The following is a 24785-nucleotide window of genomic DNA, read 5'->3' on the forward strand; positions in this document are numbered from 1 at the left end:
TAGCAAATGAAGACGCGTTATATGACGAGTAAGCTAACAAAGAACCTGTGACCTCCGATTACTAAGGTCATTGGCTCTTTATTATTAAAAACCTCACTATGCCAGGTAAATCTATAAGAAAACTGCCAATCAGGCAGTTAAAATACCCGATCGGCAGCTCCATTCCTTACTTACATGCCATAAACTCTCCAAGACTCAATCCCTGTGGAGGTTGTCGTTTTTGCCGTAATGTTGACACGGATTTTGGTTGTAGAAACAGCCGTAAACGTCGTCGTATTGTATTGATTCGCAACAATGCCCAAACCAGATGGACTGGCAACGTTGACCCATGCGGTTCCATTCCAATACTGAATGGTATAGGAAGCTGGCAGATCGATACCTTGGTCATCATCGAACCAATAAATGGACGTGCTGGAAAGGGTCTTAGCTGCTGCAAAATCATATTGTACCCATTGTGTTGTACCTGGATTATCCCAGTTACCATACACGGAATGTCCTCTGTCATTCGAGCTTGTTGGCGCATAACCATCATTCAGACCAGCCAAACTCTCCCATGAGGATACGAAAGAAGTTGATGCTGTGCCTAGCGCTGAAATCTCTTGAGGACCCGTTACAGTGCCTACTTGAAGCTTCACGTCATACGTGGCATTCGTTCCAATGCTGAGGCTGACAACTGTTTTGCCACCGGCTGTTGCCGTTACAGTGCCTACTTGCGCATTATTCAAAAGGACATTGTACGTACCAGCTGCAAGCCCGGTAAACGTCACTTTGGTCACATGAGCTGCAGTAGGTGTCACGTTTTTCAGAGTGAAGTTCACATCGTTTTTGGCCGTAGCTACCGTAGCAGCTGTATACTGATCACGTTCAAGCTCCATGGAAAGCTTCTCAGTAATCAGATTTAACCGTTTATTCAACCCGTCTTTTGGCGTAATCGTGTACTTACCGCTATTTAACGAAACATCCGCCCCATACCCATATAAGCCAAAGATAGGGTCAACCGCAATGTCCGCACTTAATACCTTCAAGGCGCCGAAAAGCCCAAGATCCGCTTCGCCGCTCATGCCACGCCAGCCGTTAAATAATGGACCTCCATCGAGACCTAGTGCGCCATAGTTACCTTTGTTCGCTTGATAAGTCCAAGAGACTGCACCAATATTCGCAGCGTCACTGCTGATTTGTCCAGAGTTAATCGCACTGACATTGGCAATTTTAGCTGCATAGGATAACCGTTGCTCCAGTTCCGGACTCGCGGAGTTTGAACGAATCCAATCGTCCATGGCGTAGCCTGCGAGCGATGTACTGTATTGGAAATTCCACCAGTTATCTCCTGTTATGGTGACTGGATCTGCGTAGTAATACCACACAGGCATATGCCCTCTAGATGCTCTTGTCTTGGCATTAATCTTGCCTTTAATTGTATTGTTATTATTCATTTTGGCCAGCATATACACGGATTCTTCACCCGTATTGTCATAACTGTACTCAGAACCGTACGGGTATGCATTCGCTGAGAAATTGTTGTATTTGGTCGCCATTTTGCTAATCATATCATTGGCTTGTGTCGTGTAACCTTCATCCTGGAGGGCCTTGATGATGTCAGGAGTCGTCATTTCACCCATTAGACCCGTACTCCAGTTGTAAGCAACTGGGCCGTCATATAGGGCTTTGAAGATATTGTACGCACGAAGTAAATACGTCGTTTTTGGGTTTTTGTACGTAATCAGATTTGGATATAGTTTGGAGATCTTATACATACTGAAATACGTATTGTAAATATGCGGATATGCGTAACCGCGATAGGTTGGTGTCGTATTCGGCTGCGGCATTAAGAAGTCTGGCACGAGGTAATCCGTATGATGGCCATTCATCAAGTTGGTCCATATCGCCGTTTCCAGATAATTATCAACGGCTGTTACTTCCGTAGCCACAGGAGTAATGGTATTTTTCTCAGCTAAGAATTGACTATGCGTAAGCCCCCAGTCGTCTCCCCAACCCCAATACCCTGCGAAACTATTGCGCTTGGCCTTCGATTGCATCATCCAATCGTCAAATACTTTATCTCGAAGATCGCCCGTTACATTCCACTGCTGGTTGTTTACCATAAACGTTGCATGACGCTGCAACGCCGTATCGATCGATTCTATTGCATAAAATTGAAGGACCGTCTTCTCTCCGCTTCCATAGGTCACCGTAATGTTATTCTGCCCTAGATGACTCATTGTTAGCTGATACAGCTTGTGATTCGTTCCCGTCGTGCCCAACGAAGTAATCGTCGTTTCCGACGGATATTGCGCGCTAACAGCTGTAATCGCTTTCGAAGTATGTAGGTCAAATTTAGCCGTTTGATTCGTTGGCACAATCATCCCAGGTACGACATTGAAATCAACCATACCTTCGCTATAGAGTCTGTCTTGAACGGCATACTCATCTGCTGCTTTAAAAAACTTAAAGGCATACGTTTTACTAGCGCCTGGTGCAAGAGTTAGGCTTGTATTCGCCAAGTAGCCACGATTATTGCTTTTAATCACATTGGAATGAATATAATAGACGTTTAACCCTTTCGAGTATCCCCCTTGATCAGCCGCCCACATACTGCCCGCATGCTCCTCAACACGCCAATTATCTTGATATTCGAGCCCTGCTCCCGTAGTTGTATCGGGTACCATCAGTAACGAAGGTCCAATACCGCTTGGGCGCTGAGCTACGATATAAGAACTGTTATTCCCAATAAAGGAATGGGTGATGACACGTGTCTCATAGATTTCTTCGTTATTGCCGCCAGAGAAAAACTCATTGAAAGGAAGAGGAAGACCGAAATCTCCAATTTCTAATGTCTGAGTACTCGTGTTGGTGACCGTAATCTGCCATTTCAGATAGTCACTCACAAGGGAATACGATTCATCTACTTTAAAATTTTTAATGCCTGCACTATTGGTAGAATTTTGATAGGTAATATTAACCGTGTTTCCTGTTTGGGAAATCGTTCTCGCATCCGCCGACTTATTTGTAAGCGCTTGCGCCCAAGCCCCTGTTCCAAGCCTATACGTAAACATAAGCTCCCCAACCCATTCATGATCGGTGGTATTTTGATTAGGTGCATTCGTAGCGTTCATCACATAATTGGTTGGATACGTGTCCCCGCCAATCTGTAAAGAAGTGATTTCCCCATTCGTGCCTGTTTGTACGGTGAAATTACTGTTGGTAATCGTGTTAGCAGAGGCTATTTGCGGTATCAATAGGATCGCAGCAGTTGCAAAAGTGGAAGCCGCCACCATCTGCACGCGCTGTGATTTTGACATGAACCCCCAAAACTTACTAAGCATCTGTTTCATTAGTTATCCTCTCTTTCTCTTTGTGAATTTGTGAACCCTTCAGCAAACACGTGAGGTGATTCCTTCCTACCATATTTCATTACGCCAAAAGCCCTAACACCCCCACTATTTCACAGATTTACTACGTATGTAAGCACAATAAACATTTTTTTACAGTGCCTATAGAATCATCATATAGAAAATAGCTAATCTTTACTTTAAGATTCACAACTCTTTTTTTCAAAATATGAACTCGTTGCAAGTACCATTTCCCATAATCTTCAAAATGGATGTGCATTACAAACAAAGTAAAAAGACCTCCGCCTTATAATAAAAGGCAAAGGTCTTTCTGTGTTGCAGCTCCATCTCTCCCTGTTACCCTATGTTCCAGGCATATACAACCATTGAGAGCAATCGCAAAATCATTATTGTAGGATCAATTGAGCGATACCCACTAAATCGATAATATCAATCTTGCCGTCGTGATTGCAGTCAGCATTTTTCATCAGATTCCAATCCGTACTCGTTGTATTCTTTCCGTAATGCAGAGCCACTTGACCCAAGTCTCCAATGTCGATGGATCCATCTTCATTGACATCTCCTGACTCATAGTCTCTAATCATCTGTTGGTTAAAGTGCTGCAGCGCTTGATTTAACACATTGGCACTCTCTTCAAGCTGCTCTTGAGTAGCTACAGGATTCGAGTACATGCTATTAGCATCATTGATAGCGAGTAGCAGCACTGCCTTGGAGTCTATCTGGAATTCCCCGACATGGGTTCCCTCAACTGCTCTATCGTAGACGGACTGCGCGACAGTCATGACAGCCTGAAGAGTTGTCTTAGCTTGCTGTACGTTTCCTTGCCCAATCTTTGTAGCCACGAACGTTTGCAGTGCGGTGTTCAACGCTGCCGTTTCAGCTTCGAATTCCTGATTAGTAGCCGTATTCAGGTCTACAAGTTGCTGCGCATGTGCGATTGCTGCCAATAAGATTAATTTCGAGCTTGCTGGATAATTGCCGACTGCTGTTCCTACTACAGCAACATCATATTGTGCTTGAGCATTCGCGATAAGCGCCACTAAATTAGCCTTATATGAGATTGCTTCAACAGTCATCTTAGTCAGCTTCGCATCTGCCCAATCCCCGTGATCCTCGCTGTTTCCATTGCCGGAATCGGTCACATCCAGTATAAGTTGCTTATAACCTTTAACATTCACCTTCACAAATTTGGCATCATCTGACTCTCGTATTAAACTTCCGGAGTAAAGTGATTCGATCGTGTCATCGTTCTTCACTCCCTCTATTTTAAACTGAATCGAGCCGTTGTTGCTTCCTCCGTTTACTTCCTTATCTACGCCAATAAAGGCGGAGAAAGTTTCATAATCTGCTCCAGTGAGATCATATTTGATTGTTGAATTGGCATGAGTCCCAAGCCCTTTGGCAAAAGAGAGCTCCTGATCCCCATTATTCAATACGATCGCGTTGCCACCGATGCTCTTGTCTTTCTGAACAGTAGACCAGCCCGAAGATGCGCTTAACCAGTTCAGATCGCTCAAATACTCAACTTCAGGCAAGACTTCCCCCAGTTCGGATTTGCCTTCCGCAACTCTAAACGTTGCATTGGCCCAACTTCCATGATCCTCGCTATTATCGCTATCGCTCTGCGAAACAACCAGTTCAACAATGCTTGCTCCAGCTACACTGACATCGACCGGTTTAGCCACGTCAGTAACCTTCATTACACCGCTCGCAAATTTCTCTACGCCGTCTACAAGCACCTTGAATTCTACATCGGCGTAAGACGGCGATTTGGCGATTTCTTGGTCGACTCCGACAAGAGCATTGAAGGACTTATAATTTTTATCGGAAATGTCAAAGATAATTCTTGAATTCGCATGTACGCCGAAGCCCTTCTCGTACGTTACAATACCGTTGCTGCCCATTAACTTTATCGTGTTTCCGTCCAGGCTTTTATCCTTCTTAACGGTTGACCAGCCAGAGGATGCACTTAACCAGTTCAGATCACTCGCAAAACGGTCCACCAGTTCAAAGTTAATCGTGTAGACTTCTTGCGTCGCACCGCCGTCAGCTATAGCTGTGATGGTCGTCGTGCCTGGCAAACTGTTAGCTGGGGTGATGACCAATTGCACGTTTTCAGATGCTTTATCCGCTGTAACGGTTGGAACTTCCAGGTTTTTTTCTCTCAAAACAGGCACTGTCACCATGCGATTCTCAGTATGAAGGCCTTTGACCGGCACTCCGTTGACTTTCACATTTGTAATCATAGAAGCCAGTTTTTCCACTTTCCATAATTGACCATCACTTCCGGTGTACGTATTTTGAACAATCGGATTTCCGTCAGCTGTAGAACCGTTGCTGTTTTCCAGTGCCATCCCACTGTTTACGTTCCTAATTTTGAAGTAGCCACTGCCAACATTGGAGATGGCCCACTGCTGGTTGATGGCTGAAGGATCTGCAGCAGTTTCTGAATCTGTCCATTGAATGACTGGTTTTCCAGCTGTTTTACTGGCGCCTGGAACGTCCATAACTTGTCCGCTTTGTTTATTGACCATCTTATATTTGCCCAGACCCAAATCATCGATAACCCATTGCTGATCCAGCGCAGCTGAAAGGGTCCGTCCGGCAACAGCGGCACCATTCTCCACCGAATTCCCAACTCCCAATGCTTTGCCGGTCGCTTTATTGACGATGCGGTACAACGTGTTGACATCAAAGGAGTCAATCCCCGTCCGGGTTGGAACTTCATTGGTGTAGGAACCGACTTCGAGCTCCGCTGTAGCAGCGAAGCCGCCTACGGCCGAATTCACTTCCATTTTGACATAACGTGCTGTTTGCGATGGGAAGGTCACACGTTTCATGGTCTTGTCCCCATCCCATGTGCCGCTTTTAACCGCAGTGAAGTTCGTTCCGTCTTCGCTCACGGATAACGTATAGCCGGTAATCATGCCTTGTGATAAATTTTGCGAAGGCAAATAATTTAACATAGTAATGTTGTTGTACGTGTAGCCCAAATCTAGTGTTATGGATTGAGGCAGAGAGTTGTTAGTTTGCCAAAGCGTCTCAACGTAGTTTCCTACATAATCCATAAAACCGTCAATCGCATTGTTCGCAGTCCCGCTAGTAGCTGTGGCCGAATTCGCTGTAATCGGATGCTCCATTACGACTGGCTGTTGCGGCAATGGCGGACGAGACGAATTTGGATTCCATGCTTGTCCAATCTGCGCCAATCGTTTGACTACGTTGGTATCAAACTCCCCATCCGGGTTCGGGGAAATATTGAGCAGAAAGTTTGTATAACGCGGTTCCAAATAACCGAGATGATCCTGCACAATATTCGTTACGCTTGCTGGCTCTGTAGAAGGCATCCAATTGTGCCAGAACCATTGACTGGAAACAAGCGGCATGCCCTGGTTGGCCGCAAACATATTGTTGTCTGGTGCCCAAACGCCCTTAGGTTCTTCGAAATAAATGACGTCCTCATCCCATGGCTGCGTTTGTCCATTGTGATCCACAATCAGAATATTAGGCTGCAGGCGCTTGATCAATTCACGAATTTCTTGATAGGGAACTTCATTATGACCCATCTCCCAGGCCCAGCCGTCGATAATCAAGACCGGAATTTCACCGTAATTCGTCAGCAGCTCTGTTAGCTGTCCTTTGATAAATTCGATATCCGCTCTGGAGACGGAACCTTTCGCGATACCTTGCTGACGATCCCAGATGGAGAAGTAGAGTCCAGGCAAAATTCCTTGCGCCCGCATGGAATCTACATATTGCCTTACGATATCTTTCTTGTAGGAGCTGTTCATCACGTTGTAATTACCATATTTGGTTGGCCACAGGGCAAACCCATCATGGTGCTTGGTCGTGAGAACGGTATATTTGATACCTGCAGATTTAGCGGCTTGCGCCCATTGGTCCGTATTTACATTCTTAGGATTAAATGATAGTGGATCTTGTCCTGGCGTTACCCATTCCTGATCGTGATAGGTTCCCATGTTATAGTGGATAAACATGCCAAACCTGAGATCCACGTAGTTTTTCTGATTCGTGTAATTATCATTCACAACGGGGCTTGCTGTGTTTTGATTATTTGTATCCGCAAAAACGGGTGCCACCGAGACAAAAAGTAGTATACATATAAGTCCTACACATGTTGAAATCCTCTTACACAAATAATTCCCCTCCTTGCGGACATCGTCGCTTAACGCAATTTATTAATTGATTAAATTAACGTCTTGCAGCACTCGTTTGATGATGACAGCCGCTTCAGCGCGAGTCGCTACATCTTGAGGTGCAAACGTCGTTTCTGTTTTACCTTGAACCAATCCTTTGGCCACGGCATCTGCTACCGCGCTGCGGGCATAATCCGACACAAGGTCTTGATCGGCGAATGGAGCTTTCGTCGAGGTGGCGTTAGCTGATGTTCCTTGAACGAGTCCAACAGCTTTCATCATCATCACGACCATCTGCTCTCTCGTAATCAGTTGATCCGGGTTGAATTTGCCTTCACCCACACCGTCAACCAAACCGTACTTCGCTGCTGTACCTACCTCTGACGCATACCACTGGGTATCGGCGACATCTGTAAATCCGAATGCCTTCGTTTCTGTCGGCAACCCCAGTCCTCTTACGAGAAGTGCTGCAAACTGAGCCCGTGTGACCTGCATCTCCGGTGTATACGTGTGATCCGTTGTCCCGTTGATAATCATTTTGGAAGCTAAATCCTCAACATCCTTCTGCGCCCAGTGTCCAGCCATATCATCAAAGGATTTCTTATTCTGCACAATAGCGTACATACTGTTCGTGTTACGGATGATGGTTACTTCTGTCTTACCATCCTTTAAGGTGAATACAGATGGCACAAAATGCATCTCACCCGTGATCGGGTCGTAAACAACGGCAGTAGCCTTCGAAGGATCCTGAATAACGCCATCTACTTGCATCACACGTGTCACAAACGTATTGCCAAAATTGTGGATCTCTTCTTCTTTATCCTTGGATTTCAGAATGATTTTGTAATCGATCATATCGCTTACTCGCTTCATACCCTTCTCTGCGATGGACTGATCAAATTGCAGTTCATGCTGGTTTTTTGCTTTATCGATGCGAATAATGAGTGTTGCGCTAGCATCTAAACTGCCGTCCCTACCGGCTTGGTTTAGGATCGATAGCGGCAGATCATACGTGCCTAAATACGTGTGGATGGTCAAAATGGTGCCTTTATTATCTTTCAGACTGTTTAACAAGATATCCAGTGGCAGTTCTACCGCGTTCAAAACACCGGTTCCTGGAATATCTATATTGAGAACAGGATGATCCCTATTGCTTGATGCGTGAAGATCTGATAGTTTCTGAACCAGTCGTTCACGATCGATAACCGCAGTTACCGATGCCCCGCCGTCCTCAGTCCGAATTTCCGTTCCTTTGGGTACATATAAAGTCGGATCTTCTTTCGTCGGCGTTGTTGGGGTAACTGTTCCTGTGCCCGTGCCTGGATTAGGAGTCGATGCATCAATCTGTATGGAAGCTTGATGGCTTACCTGCCAAACGGCAGGTAATAATTGTGAACTCACTGTCGTCACTTGTTGTAGAGATACGTTAGCCGATCCACTTTGCTTAGCCTTGAATGCTAGCGTACAAATGCTAAGATTGCCGCTTTCACCTGCTAGGTTACCCATTTTGGTCAAAGCGAAAGTCACTTGATTTCCAGCATTTTGAACAACCTTATAGCCCTCGAATGATCCATTCGATTGTTCTTTGTTGAATTCCAGCCGCTCTGCATCATAGGTTAGAACAACTTCGTAGCCATACAAATCTGTTATATTTTGACCTTTAATTGTAATTTTCACGTCGCCACCTACCGTCACGCGAGAAACATTTGACTCTGCTGTAAATGATGGAGTTCCTGCCCCTAGGGCCATTCCGATCGGAAACACAGTCAACAAGAGCATCCAAGTCATTAACAATACTCCAACTTTGCGCATTATGGGTACACTCCTTTGTAATAGCATAGGAAACTGGAAAGAGAAAGGATCACCCTTTCTCTTCCATTTCATATCATGAATTATTCTAGGATCAATCTAGCGATACCAGTTAAATCAAATATGTTGATTTTGCCATCGTGATTGAAGTCAGCCGCTTTAATTTCATTCCAATCCGCACTGTCTGTATTCTTTCCGTAATGTAAAGCTACTCTGCCCAAGTCTCCAATGTTGATAAAAGTGTCTTCATTGACATCTCCTGGTGCGAAGACTGTCATCATTTGTTGGTTAAAGTGTTGCAGGGCTAGATTTAACACATTAGCCGCCTCATCGAGCTGTTGCTGCGTAGAGGCAGGATTCGAGTTAATGATATTGGCAGCGTTGATTGCGGATAATAGTACTGCCTTGGTACCTGCCGGATATTGTCCGACTTCAGTTCCTTCTACTGCTCTATCATAGATGACTTGCGCTAGGCTCATAAGCGTCTGAAGAGTAGTCTTATCTACAGAAGAACCAACAGAAACCGTTAAAGTGGCAAGCAGGGAATCTATTTTTTGAGCCAGGGCATTAGAAACAGCTACCTTCGTCAGTTCGAAGTTCAGCGGTAATGATGGCATATTCGGTTTGGCTGTCCAATTGATCTTAAATACATCTCCGCTTGTTGTTATAGCCCCCGTTGCTCCTTGACTAGCAGCGATAATTCGAATCTGTCCCGGCACATCAGTAATGGTCTGAAGCACTTCAAAATCGGCTCTTAACGATACCACTGATACATAATTAACGGCATTTGCATCAAATTTCAGTGTCATATCAACGGCGTATACGGAAGAAGAATCACTGCTGGACACATTGTTTAAGCCGAAACTCGTAGAGAATGAAGCGCCAGCTTGAACCGTGGCTGGACCCGTAAGCGTTGCCTGCGGTACGTTGGTCGGCAATGGGGTCTGGTTGCTTATGATGATAAAATTGGAGCCTTGAATGCCGCTGCCGTCTGTAGCTGTCGCTACTACTTTCACGATCCCGTTCTTCTTGGCTGTCAGCACACCATTTGTATTAATGATTGCTTTATCTGTTAGGGTTACGCCATCCGTTTCATAAACTGCCCAAGTCACAGACTTGTTCGTAGCATTGGCAGGGAGTACCGAAGCTTGCAGTTGAAGACTTCCATCCTTCGTAGTAATCGTCGTCGTCGAACTTGTGACTGCAATCGATTGTACGTTATACGTGTTATCTGTCACCGTAACGTTAGCTACAGCAGGTATGGCAGTTCCATCTACAGCTCCATTCACGCTAAAATTGCCAGCTGCCGCATAAGCAGAAGCATCAATCGGATTCCATTGGACCGATTTAGTGGCCGTTGTTGCATCGTTATACACGACAGTCACATTCGCAGGAAGTACTGGCGGTGCATAGGTAGCTGTAACTACGCTTACTGGCATAACGCTTGTAATCACTTGTGCTGCAGTAGCTTCCCATTTCGCATATAGCGTGATATCAGTGGCTGGGATGGTATTAACCGTGAAATCCCATGCTGTTTGCAAGGCTGCATCTTGGTACCAGCCTGCGAAGGTAAATCCGCTTTTCGTCGGAGCTTCTGGCGCTGTGATCTTCGAACCGGATACAGCTCCGTACACGGAACGAACTGCACTGCCTCCATCTGTGTTGAAACTCACTGTCGTGCCTGTTTTAAAGAGCGAATAATCCCACTCCGCATACCATCTTGCTGTAATCGTTTGGTTCTGAGCATTCAGATCGATCGGAAGCCACACATATCTGGAATCCCCCAAATCGCCAGGATTCCAGCGATCGGCCATGAAGATGAATTTATTCGGCACAATATCGCCATTGCCATCCCGATAAGGTAGAACATGCGTGCTTTGGCTATAGTGAGTCTTATGTTGATAATCGTCTACAAACGGATCGCCTTTATCCACCCATGGACCAAACATGCCATTCGTGGATACGCGATAATTCGCCTGGTTTGGATCCCACCCGGTTAGACCGGACGTAATCATATAGTAGACGCCGTCTTGTTTGAAGATGGTTGGCGCTTCCCTGTTGTTGGAAAATGCCAATACGTAATCCGTTCCTTCTACCGCCTGACCGTTCCCACTCAGGGAAGGACCCGTATAATCATCATTCAGCATCGTAATAACGGTTGTATGGTTTTCTTCGGATGCGTAGACGAGGTATGCTTTGTCATTCGTAGCATCGTTACCATCATCATCTACATACAGCGTCATATCGCGAAGCATGCCCTCATTGCCATTGCTTGAACCCTGATTCGGCAATCTGAAGGTACCGAGGTATTTGAAAGGCCCTGTTGGCGAGTCACTCACGGCAACGCCGCCTTCCGCAGTCCAATACTGACCCATAATCGGCCCGTCTTGATGCCACCACATGACATAGTTGTTGTTCTTCTTGTTGTAGACGACTTTCGGACGCTCGACTACTTTATCCCAGTTGAAATCTTTATACATCACTTGCTTCTCTGCATTCGTTTTGTCTGCATATAAGTCATTTAGTGCTGCAATGCGTGCTGTCGAATTGTGTTTACTTAGCGTATTAGCTGGTGATTTCATGTTTCCAGTGTAGTCGATATCTTTACTTGTGATCGTGATAGAACGATTCGGGTTGTACGGTACACCGCTATTCTTGTAGGCATCCGAATTCTCATCCAAGTATAAGGGCAGATCGCTACCGCTAGGCACCACAGCTTCGCCAAGTTGCGGATTGTTGAATACCGGCAAGGCAATGCCTTCGTTTTTCCAATTGTATAAATCTTTGGAGGAGTACGCATGAACGCCTGTTGGCACGTTATCTTCCGTTTTATCTTCCCCGTACCAATAGTACGTTTGATTGGATTCATTATACAGAATGCCGCCACCATGGGCTTGGATTGGGACACCGTCTCCATCAAGCCATACTTCTCCGCTCTTAATGGAATTCGTTTTGCCTATACCCTGATATAACTTGTATAAATCCTGCAAAACACTTGTGTAGTAAGGAATACTTTCCTTGGTCAAATCGCTAAGCGGACCGATCGCTGCAATTTGATTTTCAATCGCGGTTGCTACTTTCGGGCTTATGCTGGAAGCTGTCCGCAATTGACTAATGGCATTTGCCAAACTGCTTGTATTGAAAGCCGTTCTTTGCTTCTGACTGACTGCGATTTCTGCTGTACTCAGCGTATCGCCGTCTCCGCCAGTCGTTATCGCCTGAATGGCAATATATCTGGCTTTGTTAGAATTGAACGTAGCTGTCTGAACACTTGAGCTTGTAGCGTCCCAAACACCATTCGCCACAAAAGTAAAGTGCTGATTCAAGTAATCTTGCGTGCCGCTAGCAGGTACGTTCGTTAGATCTTCATCGCTATAGTAGACCTTGAATTGTTTAAATCTGCCGTTCGCCTTATCTTGCCTTGGTGTAATCGTAATCTTGCCAACATCGGCTTTGCTCTGACCCAAATCTATGATCAAATAATCGCCTGCTGTGTATGTTCTACCGTTCGATGCCCAGTTTGTCTCATAGTAAGTAGAACTGTTGTTATCCAACATGAGACTGGCAGGATTTGAAGCATACGCTTCAGGTGCATAGAAAAGCTTAATGCCAGTAATCTTCTGTTCATCGACTTGGAGATTTGAAATTTCCGCAGTTATTTTCCCTGCTAGTTTCACGATTCCTTCCTGTGTAGCGGTTGCACTACTCAGCAGCGCTGTACCCTGTGTAAGAAGTGATTGCAAATTAACCAAATAAGAAGGATCTTTCGTAAATCCATTCATGAAAGTAGTTGCCGTAGCAATCGCTTCTGTGAGACTGGACTTATCCATTGTAAAACCAGCCAAGCTAAAGATATTGATCTCTGCCGCCGAAGCGTACTGCTTACTGGCATCACTTTTCGATTCAAGTGCAGTAAATTTCACATAGGAAGCACCGTGCGGGCTAAATGTTGCTGTTTTTTCTATTCTGTCCGCATCCCATGTCCCTTCCGCGACTTTGGTAAACGAGGTACCGTCTGTGCTGACGGATATTTCATACTTCGTCACCACACCGTTCCAATCTGAATCCTGCCTCGGCACATAGCTAAGCTTGTACACACCGTCATAAGCTTTGCCAAGATTATAAGTAATCGAGTGTGGAAGTGGTGTGTAGGATCCGTCATAGGCCGTATGCCATTTCGTTCCGGTATCTCCATCCAACGTCTTACTTGATGATTCGCCGGAGGCTGAACTCGTAGATGAGGCTGTCATTTGGCTTTGCGGGATGCGGCCGATCGGGCTGTAACGGAGGTTGTATTCCGTAACAAGACTGCCAGCCATCTTCGAAATATCTTCCTGTGTTACGTTGGCCGTATCACGAACTGTCTTAGCTTGGTTAACTAACGTTTGCAAGGTAGTCAAATCTGGATTTGTAGCAAGCAGTGCCTCTGCACTCGTTACGGCTCTGTCGAGTTTAGCCTTGTCTACAGTAAAACCTGGCTTTCTTACAATATTAATCTCTGCAGCCGAACCATACTGAGTGCCAGATCCGTTGTTGGACTGAAGGATTGTAAACTTCACATAGGAAGCGCTCACTGACGAGAATGTTGCCGTTTTCTCTGTCTTGTCGTTACTCCATGTTCCTTCGGCAACCTTAGTGAAATTCGAGCCATCCGTGCTGACTGCGACTTCATACTTGGTAGCAACACCGTTGAAACTGCTATCCTGTCTAGGCAAATATTTCAACTGGTACACATCGTCATAGCTGCCGCCCAAATCATAGGTGACGGAGTGTGGAGCCGGAGCCGGCGTGCCTGACCACGCAGAGTGCCAATTGGATCCCGTATTGCCATCTAACGTTTTATCCGGTCCTTCCCCTGAGGCTGCGCTGGTTGCCGTTACACTCATTTGGCTTTGAGGAATAACCGTGCTGCTCGTATAAGAAGCTCCATCAATAACAAAAGTCGTAATCGACTTCGCACCAACTGTTGCATTCAATGTGTTATTCAAAACAGGAAGACTTGCCTTCTGAGCCACGTTTTCCGTAGCAGAAGATACATAAGGCGTAGCATTCCCAGTGATCGAATCAAACTTAGACATGTTTAAGGAAATATCTTGACTGATCCCATTCGGATTTCGATACACAACATAGATTTTATTCTTTGCAGGATCATACGCGGATAAGGTGTTGTCATTGTTATCCCCTATGAATCTCGAACCTTCCGGGATAAATTTGCTAAATTGCGCCACGGCGTAATATTTTTTCCCATAATACCAATCTTGTGTATCGAAATCTGCGTGTAGGAGACCCCAGTTCATGTCTTCCTTCTGCATATTCTTCTCACTCTCAATTGCCTGCCATAGGACCCATGCCTTCGGTTCTAGCCAAGTAATATCCGTCATAATTCTTTCGGCTAATGCCAAAGCGGGTTCAAAATCATCGTGACTGTGAGCAACACCTGAAGGACCCATATCCACTTCCGACATCCATAACGGCTTGCCCGCAGATTTGGCGGCATCTCTGACAGCAGTTCGATTATTGCCGCTGTACGTATGCGTATTCATTTGTCCAATGTTAGCCTTTGTAGCAGCGTCGTAGGAGTTCCAATCGGTCATAAATGTATCTACGCTCGTCTCATCCATGGCCGAAATCTGAACAGATTGCAATCCCTTGTCATTGAGCTTAGCACGAGTCGCATTAATCATTTTGGCTTGCGAAGCTGGATCCCAGTGAGATCCTTCTTGCCCTCCGCCAAATCCCCAATAATTCGTGTTCGGTTCATTCACTGGAGATAAGGTATTGAAATGAATGCCCTGCGTATCGAAATGCTCAACAACTTTGGCCAAGTATTCAGCAAAATGATCGTACTCTGTCGCTTTCAAGTTATCTTTTCCTGCGTCTTGATTCCCCGTCGTACTGCCACTGACTGTCATATAATAGGGAGCCGAATTGGAGAACGCTTCCAATTTATCTGCTCCTCTTTGTTTGGCTGCCTCAAGCCACCAACGCTGATTCGCATCTTGCGTCCAATCGTACACACCTGCCGATGGTGAGAACCCAGGCACTTCACCACCTTGACGCATTGTGTCATAAGCCGGATTTTCACCGCCGCCAATGTTATATCTGGCAATATTGAAATTCAAGCCTTGCGGCGAATAGAGCGCATCGGCCAATGCATTTCGCTTTGCGTCGGGCCAACCTCCTGTTACATTACCAAACCAGGCTAATGCGGTTCCCCATCCATCCCATGATTGTTGCATATTACTTGGATCTAACGTGATAGCAGTCGTAGCCGCATTTGCCTTCTGTGCCGTTAATCCATAAAACGCAGGTGAAACTAGCGTAAAAGCTAGGCAAGAAGCAAATACCCTTCGTTTAATCTGTCTAGTCATAAAACAACTCCCTTCATTTAATCTCACATTCACAATACCCATTAATTGGAAACGCTTACCGAATCTTTCGAAAAAATGGGAACTGATTTGCGTCAATTCCCCTAAGATGGGGAAAGCAGATGCCCATGCACCCCACTTTCCCCATTAACACCAAAGCCTTTACTTACTAGCTCTTGCCTTCGTCCAATTGCTATTCAGATCGTTAGAAATTTTATCCAGTGACGTCCCGCCCATCATGTCTTGGCCAAGTTTTTTCCAGTCCAGCTGGATCGCATTCACATACTTGTTGAAATTCTCACCGCCTGGACGGTAAATAAACTCTTCAACTTTGTTCGTTTTGTAGAAGTCATTTAAGAAAGGAACGTCAGCTTTGACGCCTTCCATCACGGAATTGGATTGCTTTTTATTTACGTAGAAGGCATACGCATCTGAACCGAACATCCACTCTTGGAACTTCTTAGCTACTTCTTTATTCTTGGATTTATTGTTAAGGCCGAAGAAGTTATCGGTGAATGTCATTACCTTCAACGGTTCCGTCTCCGAATGACGTGTAGGAAGCGCGAACGCGGCTAAGTCATCCGTGTTGCCTACCTTTGATTTGTATTGCGGCAAGTACCACAATCCAGCAGCAATGACGGCTGCCTTTTTCGCTTCAAACAATCCAGTTGCTTGATCATTGCTTAACCCTAGCGGATCAGCTCCCATGACTTTTGCGTTATACAACGTTTGAATATCACTATAGGCTTGATAGAACGGTGTACCTTTCTCAAATGGTTTATCCATCGCGGCAATTTTGTCGTAGTAATTCTCATCGCCAGAAGCCAACAATGGCATGAACTCATTGAACGGATAATTCGGCCAAGAATCTTTGCCGCCCATGGCATAAGGCTGATATTTCCCGCCTTGTTTAATCGTTGTTAATGCGCTTACAAATTGCTCCCAAGTTGTAGGCACACTAATGTTTAATTCTTTAAACACACTTGGATGATAGTAAACAAGTTCAGGGAAAGAAATCATCGGCAGTGCAAGAATTTTGCCATCAACAGCAAATTGCTTCGCTTTCGTATTTTTGGCTGTAACGCTTAGATCCTCTAAAGGAAGAAGCTCCGCCTTAAAGTCATTAATAAAGTTAGGCTTCAATTCGATAATATCAGGCAGCTCATTCGCAGCTAATCTAACTTTCATTGCTTGCAAATAGTCGCCATCACTTTTGAACGTTTCAACTTCCATTTTCACGTTAGGCATTACCGCCGAGAACTCTTTCACTTTCTTCGTCCAGCTGTCTAAGAACTCGCTGTCGCTATCCCACATTGCAAGTTTCAGTGTGATCGCATTCGATTTCTCAGTGTCTGCGGTTGCTGGAGCAGCCGATGAACTGCTGCCAGTAGTTGCCGTATTTCCTCCGCAGCCTGCTAAGCCAACGGTTAAGGCAATAGAAAGTACAGATGTTACTAATTTTCTTTTCATGATCTTTCTTGACCCCCTTGAAGTTACGTAAGTTGTTTACATCCCTATCTTACAAAAGTTCGGAATACGCTTTCATTGATATATTTAGTCATTCCGATGATATATTTTGGGGTCTACTCTTTTTTCCTAGCATAACTATCGCGGTATTTCTGAGGGCTCATTCCCCGGTATTTTTTGAAGACACGACTGAAGTGTTCAGGATTTTCGTACCCCACTTTCACAGCTATCTCATACATTTTCATATCACCCTCAATTAACCTCGTTGCTTCATTAATTCGGAGTTTGGTGACATATTCAATAAAATGCTCACCCGTTTCTTTGACAAACTGTTTGCTGAGATGGCTCTCTGTCACCTGCGCCCACTCACTAACCTGACTAAGCGTAATCACACTGCAATAATGTTTCTCTACGTATCGTTTGACTTTTTCAACCAATCGTTGCGGGTTTTCCTCACGTATTTTATCTGGATGAAGCAGCTCTGCGAATCTGAGTACTAGCTGCTCAATCCACTCATGCAGATCATCACGGAACATAAATTGCTCAACAATCTCATAGGGCCTACGCCGTGTTTCAAGCACATGCGTCCAATTCATGGCCTTGGCATGCAGCAAAGCGCCAATATTCCAAATCAATTCTTCGTACACAGGAAGTGAACTTTCCAAGGTTACATGCGGGATATCACTCAGTTGGCGTAAACCTGCATATAACTGCTGTTGCCACTGAATATCCCCATTCTCCATGCGTTGCATCATGACGGCGTGGTCCCATGGCGTCAGATGCGGACTTTCGCTCATGGAGATAGTTTCCGGGTAATAGACGCGCCCAGGGCCTTCAGAGAACCGCAAACTAGCCAAACTTCTAGCCTGACTGTATTTCTGATGCCAGCTTTTCCAATCCTTACACGACTCAGAGATGCCTATAGACAGCGATACGTTTAAGAAGTTCTTGACCGTATTACGTAAAGAGTCCAGAAGCTCCATCACACGTCCACGCAAATTTAAATACGACACGGAGGATTCGAAACAGAGAAGAAGAGAAATCTCATCTTCTTGAACGGTAATAAGCTCGAAAGGCAGCTTCACGTTCTCCATCCCTTGATGGATAATTTTAGCTAAATGTTGATAATTCCCCGTCTCCACAGCGTCTGTAAGCGAGATAGCCGGCGACGATTTATCTGCCAGTAAGGATAGGAGGACAACCTGGTAGCTTGCATATGTGCTTACCCATTGTTGGAAAGCATCGTCTTGCGTTACGTTATGGCTATAGATGAAGTCTTTATCGCAAATGAGACCGCGAAGCCAGGTTTCTCGTTGTTTACTATCCAACTCATGATGCTGCTTATTTAAATTTGCCGAAAATTGAGATTGTTCTTTCAACAGATTCACAGTCTTCTCAATCACCGGGTTAATATGCTCCGGATCTAGGTCCGCCTTCATGATGTAATCCACAGCTCCAAATACAAACGCCTTACGCACAAACTCAAAATCAGAGTATGCACTCAATACAACGCTAAGCGGAGTATGATCCAATTCGGATTCCTGCAGCTTCGCTAACAGCGTAAGCGCATCCATGATTGGCATACTCATATCGACAATCATGATATCAATGTCCTGGTGGACGGAAATTCGTTCCCAAGCTTCGTGGCCATCTGCAGCTTCAGCAACCACCACACATTCTAAATCAGGCCAAGGAATTATCGCATTCAGCGCTAGTCTCACAAGCGGTTCATCATCAACGAGCATCACTCTAAACATGCGCTTCAACTCCCATTTTCAAAGTCCATATCATCCTTCTCTTCCTGAACAATCACTTGATCGTACCTTTGCTCGATGACACCTGGGATTTCATATAGCAAATAATGACGACCACTAACGTTGCCACGATAGGAATGAGGAACCAACATATATTCTTTTTTCGATAGGAGTGGAAAAACAGACACATCATTGAAAATCCCGAACTTTTCCTTCTGCTCTAAAGCGCTAGCAAAGTTTTTGGCAACAAGAATAACGCGGTCATATTTGATATCGTATAGGCAAAACCTCATACAAATAGCCCCCTTTTCATTGCTTATCTGTCTGTATGACTTTCGAAATCTGGTCAGGATTGTGAGAAAGAAGCGGTAAAGTCACGACGACTTCTGTGCCAACCCCAAGCTCGCTATGTATGATGAGTCCAAAAGCATCCCCGTAATTCAACCGAATTCGATCATTGACATTCGCAATCCCAATTCCGCACAAGGACTCTACTTTCTTCTCCTGCAGCAAGATTTCCCTCGTCTGCTGCTCCATGCCCTTCCCATTGTCCGTAACGGTGAGAATAAGCTGATCATTGTTCCTTTTAGCAGCAATTTTGACGATCCCCATCGCATCTTTACCGTAAAATCCATGAATAATCGCATTCTCAACAATGGGCTGAAGAAGAAGCTTAAGAATGTAGGTCTGTGTGATATCCTCCTCAATGTCATATTCCACTTTAAAACGATCCCCATATCGAACCTTCATAATATGAATATATTTTTCTAGACTCTGCATTTCATCAAAAAGTTGAATATAGGATCCGCCGCGATGAAAGGTGGCCGATAACAATTTAATAAGAGAATCTGTCATTTCGACCAAATTGGTTGCTTTAGACAGCATCGCCATAATTTTAATCGCATTGAGGGTGTTGACCAGAAAGTGTGGATTAATTTGAGATTGAAGCGCATCAATCTCTGCTCGATTTTTCAACTTCTCTTGTTCTTGCCTTTCTATAATGAGTTCATGAATGCGCACTGCCATATTCTGAAATGTTTTCCCAAGTGAATATATCTCTAACGGACCCTTTAGATCCAAGTCAATTTGAAAAGAACCGCTTTTCATTTTATTCATTTGATAGATTAGTGATTTAATAGGCCCTACAATACTTCGAACAAGAAAAAACGATACGATGAGAAATAGGACTAGCCCTGCAGCAGACACATTCATAATGAAGCTATAAATCTGTTTGACCTGCGAAGTCATCTGATCATAGGGCGTAATGTAAATAATTTTCCAATTGCTCCGTTCCATCGTCATGAAGGTGACAAACATTTTGCTATCGTGTTCGATCGTTTCGAAATGGCCGTCTTTGTTATTTTTTGTTTTCTCAATCGTTTGCTTTTCGATGGTTTTATTTTTATCCCTACTCGTATCCAACATGATATTTCCGTTGCCATCGAGGATAATGAAGCTACCGTTCTGGTTGGAACTGGATTCCGCGAGGTTCTCGAACATCTTGGCTTGGATCACGAAATAGATCATTTCAACATCATTGAAAGACTTCTCAAATTGCGGCGCAATGGCAGCGGATAGGATATATTTATCACCGGATTCAATTAACGTATTCTCTTCAGAACCGAACAGCATGACACGTCCTTGGTTCTGAAGCGCTCGCTTATAAAGAGCCGTGCTCTTTAAGAAATTTTCGTTAATACGCGTGTTAATGTTATGAAAATGGGTCCCCTCAAAGAAGTACGCACCTTCGTCTCGGTAAACGAACATCGCTGAAACAAAGTCGGGCATATCGTGCAAATAGCTCTTAATCTGATTTTCGATTTGGTTGGAATAGTTGAATTGCTCATTGGATTGGCTGCTCCGATGGAAAGAAGTGGCGAGTGAGATGAGATTTTTATCCGTGGCAATGGCGGCACTTGTTCGAATATATCGGCTTTGCTCCTGATCAATGGAATAGGACACTTGCTCTAACGTTTGCATTGTGCGTGACGTAATGTTGGATAGCAAAACGTCTGTATAAGCTCGCAAAGATAACGTGGTAACCAATGCGATCGGCATGACAATCACACAGAAAAACATGACATATAGAATCGATGTGATTGACCACCTTTTTTTGAACATACGCATGTAAGCGCCCCCATTTTTATAGACTACCTTGGTTCGACATGATTCTACACTGACTTATCGTCATTGTAAAATGGATCCTAGATAGCGTCAATTCCACAATAAATCCCATATATCTCCTGCCAGAGTGAGGAAGGCGTACGCCTCCCCCTTCCCCCTCACCTCGATTCACACCGTTTATTCCTTCATAGCTCCATCCATCAGTCCAGCAAAGATGAATTTACGTAGGATCAAGTAGATTAAAATAGTTGGTAACATGACCAAAATAATCGCTGCCGAAAGCTCATTCCAATACGTAGCGCGTTCGCCTACGAACGTCATTAATGCCGTTGATAGCGTGCTTAACTTCTTGGACGGCATATAGAGATAAGGAATGTACATGTCATTCATAATATCGACCGCTTTAATAATGGCCAGCGTAGCCGTAGCCGGGAGCATGAGCGGGAATAAGATGGAGCGGAAAATTCGGAAATAAGATGCCCCATCCAAAAGCGCGCTTTCGTCCAGCTGTTTAGATATTTTCTCAATAAACTGCAAGTAGATGAAGATTTGCATCAAATCCGTTCCTGCATAAATAATCAGCGGAGCAAAGAGTGTATTGTAGACACCCAGCGACTTGATGGTTTGGAAACGGGCCACTTCTGTTGTATACGTAGGCACGACAGATGCAATGATAAATAAGAGAAAAATCGTTTTCTTAAATCTGAAATTGAACCGATTGAGAACGAAAGCAGTCATGGCTCCCAGTATCGCGTTAATAACCACACTTGTGACAGTGATACTAATGGAATTCAGAAATCCGAGGAGCATATTCGTTTTCTCGAACACAACCATGAAATTTTTGAAGGACCAGCTGACCGGAAGCGAAAATGGCGATGTAGCTGCCAGCTCGGGTGCTGATTTGAAGGCGGCGAAAACAACAACAAGCAAAGGAACGAAAATAATCAGTGTAAGGATAGATAAAAGCACATAATAAAGGATTTTACCCAACGCAGCAAACAAAACAGACGATTCTAGCTTCTTTTGCGACTGGGTTGCTACTTGAACCTGTGGCTTACTCATGATGCTTTGTCTCCCTTCTCGCGGATCAATAAATTTTGAATGGTAGTGAACACAATGATCATCAACATTAGAATAATAGCCATCGCCGAAGCCAAGCCGTAGCTGTTGTATTTAAACGCGGTATTGATGGTGAAAATCGTAAACGTGCTGCTTGCGTTGCCAGGACCGCCTTGCGTAACGAGAAAAGGAATATCGAACACTTGCAGCGCTCCCCGAATATTGAGGAACAAAATAATTTCAATCACTCGCCGAATACCCGGCAGCACGATAAAGCGAATTTGCTGCAATTTGTTCGCGCCATCAATGGTTGCTGCCTCGTAGAGATCGTTCGGAATCGACTGTACGCCGGCCAGAAATAAAATGATATGAAAACCTGCAAACCGCCATAAGGAAATGGCAACAAGCGAATAGTTAACGACATGAACATCACTGAGCCAATTATGAATCCAATCCTCTAAGCCGAGAGAAGTCAATAACTCATTCACAGGGCCGTTCACCGGGTTATATAAATAACTGAAAATATAAGCGACTGCTACCCCATTAATAATGTAGGGCAGTAAAACAATGCCGCGAAAAAATTCACTCGCCCGCATCTTGGCATTGAGCATGACAGCTAATAAAATCTCAAATGGGATCAACGCGGCATGAATAATAAAATACAGCCAGTTGTTTGAAAGCGATTGCCATACTTGCCACATGTTGAACGCTTTCAAGTAATTATCCCAACCCACAAAATGCATATCTCTGCTGATCCCATTCCAATCGGTCATACTGTATTGAAACAGTTTCACGGTTGGGTAAATCAGAAATAACAGCAGCAACCCAATCGGCAAAGCCAGAAATGAAAAAATAAGCACTCTCTTCTGCATCATGTTACTCATGTACGTCCCTCTCATTCCTATCCTAATGTAAAGCTAATTCTAGAGAGATTGGACGCGCTTTCACATGATAATTTTTGTGCTTTTAATTGATAAATTTTGTGTCTCCATCAATTTCCCCACTCTTATCAAGGGAATTTTCCACTAGAAAAAACCGCTAGCCTTGAACGCTGGCTAGCGGTTTTCTGCTGCGAATATTCGATTGAAACTGGCTCTAACGTCTGCGATCCCGCTCCAATGCCTGCTCCTGAATCTGTATAGCTCGATCAATCTTTAAAGCTTTAATCTGGCTGACATAGCTATCAAAGGCTTCCGGCGAATCAACACCAAGTATGATTTTGAGCGACATTTCGTCAACGAGCGTCGTCACATCATTCATGATGGATGAGAGTTCCGCGTTCTCGAGCTCCGTCTTCGGAATTTGCGGTAGAATATTACGATCAACATCCGTGTCTGACCAAATTTGCACGGCCTTTTTCTGCTGATCCAGCGTGTAGAATTGCTCCATGTAGCGAACATCTTGTACATACGGACCAAAATAGCTCGCACGGCTGTACATCGCAAGCGCCTGTGCAGGTGCAAGCTTATCCGGATTATGCAAGATGAGTTCCGTATAGGTGGGGTAACCGTTCACTTCACTGTAGCTGGTTCCTTCTACGCCGAAATTAAACAGCATATGCCCTTCGGGGCTATAGCCGTAATCCAACAGCTTTGCAGCTTCTTCGGGATGCTTGCTCTTGCTTGAAATCGCTACACCGCCAGTCCCTTCGTACGCGTAACTTCGTTGACTGAACTTGGGGCGATCCCCCTTCTTAAGGACCGGATATGGCGCAGCCTCGAAGATCGCCGACTCATCCTTCTCCTCGACTAGGGGCTGCCACTTGCCGATTCCTGCGCCCGCATTCCAGATCGATGCACCGCTTCGCCCAGAGATCATGTTGGCATCCATTGTTTTCGTATCTACAGTGGCAATATTCTTGTCGAGCAAGCCCTCCGCGTACCATTGCCGGAATGTTGTCAGAAATTCCTTATATCCCGGTTCAATGGCTCCGAATTTCACATGCCCTTGATCCACGTAGAAGCCTTTTTTCACGCCGAACGCTCCCACAAAGCCACCGCCCTCAATGCCGAATAATGGGCTCGGAACCCCAAGGAAGGTTAAAGGCGCTTCTACGCCTTTTTTCTCCTTAAAGGCTTGCAGAACGGTATGCCACTCCTCAATGGTTGTCGGTGTATGCAAGCCTAGCTCATCCAGCCAATCCTTACGAATAATGGGCCCTTGGTACGTTCGAAGCTGGTCGTCTCCCCGAATGAAAGGAAATACATAATAACTGCCATCAGCTGTTTTGATTTGCTTATCAACATCTGGATGCTCATTTAAATATTTTTTCAAATTTGGTGCATAGTTATCAATGAGTTCATTTAATCGGATAATATAACCATCTTTAATCGCTTTTACGGGTCCACCGGGAAATTGGTTCCACTCATACTCCATCATATCCGGCAAATCCCCCGAGGCCAGCAGCACATTCATCGCTTCTTTGGCTTGATTCGTTGGCGGTTGAATGAATTTGAGCTGAACACCTGTCCGCTTTTGCCATTCCTGAAAGAAAGGAACGTCCAGAAAGCTTGGTTTTACACTGCCCGCATTGCCATTAAGCTCCGACCAATAGGTCAGCTTTGGCTTTGCTGCTTGAGATTCTGCAGCTGTCTTCACTTTGGACTCCGAGCACGCGGTTGCCAAAACCATCACGAAGGTCAATGACATCATGAGCCAGATATAAGATTCTCTTTTGCGTATCATTAGGTGTACCTC

General features: G+C 44.8%; 11 protein-coding genes and 1 pseudogene. All 12 read right to left on the reverse strand.

Annotated features, from left to right (window positions below; all coding sequences use genetic code 11):
• Positions 1 to 170: 170 nt before the first annotated feature.
• Complete coding sequence (locus A8709_RS35665) at positions 171 to 635, reverse strand: galactose-binding domain-containing protein (protein ID WP_425262324.1); 465 nt, start codon at positions 633 to 635, stop codon at positions 171 to 173.
• Positions 615 to 3275: pseudogene (locus A8709_RS12505) on the reverse strand (DUF5695 domain-containing protein); the annotation flags it as partial. The gene A8709_RS35665 and the pseudogene A8709_RS12505, both read right to left, overlap by 21 nt.
• Before the next feature lie 461 nt (positions 3276 to 3736).
• On the reverse strand, positions 3737 to 7450 hold the full coding sequence (locus A8709_RS12510) for an NPCBM/NEW2 domain-containing protein (RefSeq protein WP_141692515.1): 3714 nt from the start codon (positions 7448 to 7450) through the stop codon (positions 3737 to 3739).
• A 99-nt stretch (positions 7451 to 7549) separates the two neighbouring features.
• Positions 7550 to 9319, reverse strand: a complete 1770-nt coding sequence (locus tag A8709_RS12515) for an S-layer homology domain-containing protein (RefSeq protein ID WP_065852735.1) — start codon at positions 9317 to 9319, stop codon at positions 7550 to 7552.
• Between the two features lie 80 nt (positions 9320 to 9399).
• Positions 9400 to 15687 (reverse strand): discoidin domain-containing protein, encoded by a 6288-nt coding sequence (locus A8709_RS12520; RefSeq protein ID WP_065852736.1) that lies wholly within the window; start codon positions 15685 to 15687, stop codon positions 9400 to 9402.
• A gap of 159 nt (positions 15688 to 15846) precedes the next feature.
• Positions 15847 to 17154, reverse strand: a complete 1308-nt coding sequence (locus tag A8709_RS12525; protein WP_065852737.1) for an ABC transporter substrate-binding protein — start codon at positions 17152 to 17154, stop codon at positions 15847 to 15849.
• Positions 17155 to 17267: 113 nt separating this feature from the next.
• Positions 17268 to 18908: a helix-turn-helix domain-containing protein gene (locus A8709_RS12530; protein WP_065852738.1), complete on the reverse strand. Its 1641-nt coding sequence runs from the start codon at positions 18906 to 18908 to the stop codon at positions 17268 to 17270.
• A gap of 5 nt (positions 18909 to 18913) precedes the next feature.
• Positions 18914 to 19198: a hypothetical protein gene (locus A8709_RS12535; protein WP_065852739.1), complete on the reverse strand. Its 285-nt coding sequence runs from the start codon at positions 19196 to 19198 to the stop codon at positions 18914 to 18916.
• A gap of 16 nt (positions 19199 to 19214) precedes the next feature.
• Positions 19215 to 21032: a sensor histidine kinase gene (locus A8709_RS12540; RefSeq protein ID WP_065852740.1), complete on the reverse strand. Its 1818-nt coding sequence runs from the start codon at positions 21030 to 21032 to the stop codon at positions 19215 to 19217.
• A gap of 174 nt (positions 21033 to 21206) precedes the next feature.
• Positions 21207 to 22091 (reverse strand): carbohydrate ABC transporter permease, encoded by an 885-nt coding sequence (locus tag A8709_RS12545; protein WP_084224883.1) that lies wholly within the window; start codon positions 22089 to 22091, stop codon positions 21207 to 21209.
• The gene (locus A8709_RS12550) at positions 22088 to 22972 is read right to left on the reverse strand and encodes a carbohydrate ABC transporter permease (RefSeq protein WP_065852741.1); all 885 of its coding nucleotides are present in this window, start codon (positions 22970 to 22972) and stop codon (positions 22088 to 22090) included. Before A8709_RS12550 ends, A8709_RS12545 begins: the two co-directional genes overlap by 4 nt.
• 211 nt (positions 22973 to 23183) lie before the next feature.
• Positions 23184 to 24773, reverse strand: coding sequence for an extracellular solute-binding protein (locus A8709_RS12555; protein ID WP_084224884.1), 1590 nt, complete (start codon positions 24771 to 24773; stop codon positions 23184 to 23186).
• Between the last annotated feature and the right edge of the window lie 12 nt (positions 24774 to 24785).

The organism is Paenibacillus pectinilyticus (assembly GCF_001700435.1).
In the GTDB taxonomy this organism is placed as follows: Bacteria; Bacillota; Bacilli; order Paenibacillales; family NBRC-103111; genus Paenibacillus_E; species Paenibacillus_E pectinilyticus.

Bases quoted from the DNA above. Each gene is read 5' to 3' on its own strand.
- A8709_RS12530 (WP_065852738.1), bottom strand. From the start codon at position 18,908: ATGTTTAGAGTGATGCTCGTTGATGATGAACCGCTTGTGAGACTAGCG.
- A8709_RS12545 (WP_084224883.1), bottom strand. From the start codon at position 22,091: ATGAGTAAGCCACAGGTTCAAGTAGCAACCCAGTCGCAAAAGAAGCTA.
- A8709_RS12540 (WP_065852740.1), bottom strand. From the start codon at position 21,032: ATGCGTATGTTCAAAAAAAGGTGGTCAATCACATCGATTCTATATGTC.
- A8709_RS12555 (WP_084224884.1), bottom strand. From the start codon at position 24,773: ATGATACGCAAAAGAGAATCTTATATCTGGCTCATGATGTCATTGACC.
- A8709_RS12525 (WP_065852737.1), bottom strand. From the start codon at position 17,154: ATGAAAAGAAAATTAGTAACATCTGTACTTTCTATTGCCTTAACCGTT.
- A8709_RS12550 (WP_065852741.1), bottom strand. From the start codon at position 22,972: ATGAGTAACATGATGCAGAAGAGAGTGCTTATTTTTTCATTTCTGGCT.
- A8709_RS12535 (WP_065852739.1), bottom strand. From the start codon at position 19,198: ATGAGGTTTTGCCTATACGATATCAAATATGACCGCGTTATTCTTGTT.
- A8709_RS12520 (WP_065852736.1), bottom strand. From the start codon at position 15,687: ATGACTAGACAGATTAAACGAAGGGTATTTGCTTCTTGCCTAGCTTTT.
- A8709_RS12515 (WP_065852735.1), bottom strand. From the start codon at position 9,319: ATGCGCAAAGTTGGAGTATTGTTAATGACTTGGATGCTCTTGTTGACT.